Origin of the sequence: Mesorhizobium sp. M1A.T.Ca.IN.004.03.1.1, assembly GCF_003997555.1 — a bacterium.
Taxonomy (GTDB): Bacteria; Pseudomonadota; Alphaproteobacteria; order Rhizobiales; family Rhizobiaceae; genus Mesorhizobium.
Genome location: NZ_RZTV01000692.1, coordinates 1 through 254, shown reverse-complemented (window position 1 = coordinate 254; position 254 = coordinate 1). Strand labels below are relative to the sequence as shown.

General features: G+C 59.4%; 1 pseudogene. It reads left to right on the top strand.

Annotated elements, in window-relative coordinates:
• A pseudogene (locus tag EOD29_RS33435) lies at nucleotides 1-254 on the top strand (lipopolysaccharide biosynthesis protein); the annotation flags it as partial.

The window sequence follows — 254 nt, the reverse complement described above, 5'->3', positions numbered from 1 at the left end:
CCAGGCGCTCGCATCGGTCTTCGCCCTGCAGACCCTGGGTTCGCTCGTGCAGCCGCTGGGCATGGCAAAGGGCCATACCAAGATGCTGTTCATCCGCGACACGCAGATGCTGGTGGTTCGCGTTCCCATCATCATCGCTGGTCTCATGATGGCCGGGCTTCCTGGCGTCGTTTATGCGCGCGTGTTGACGGGCCTGATTTCCACCGTGGTCAACATGCTTCTCGTCAAGCGCTTGATCAACTTTCCATTCTTCC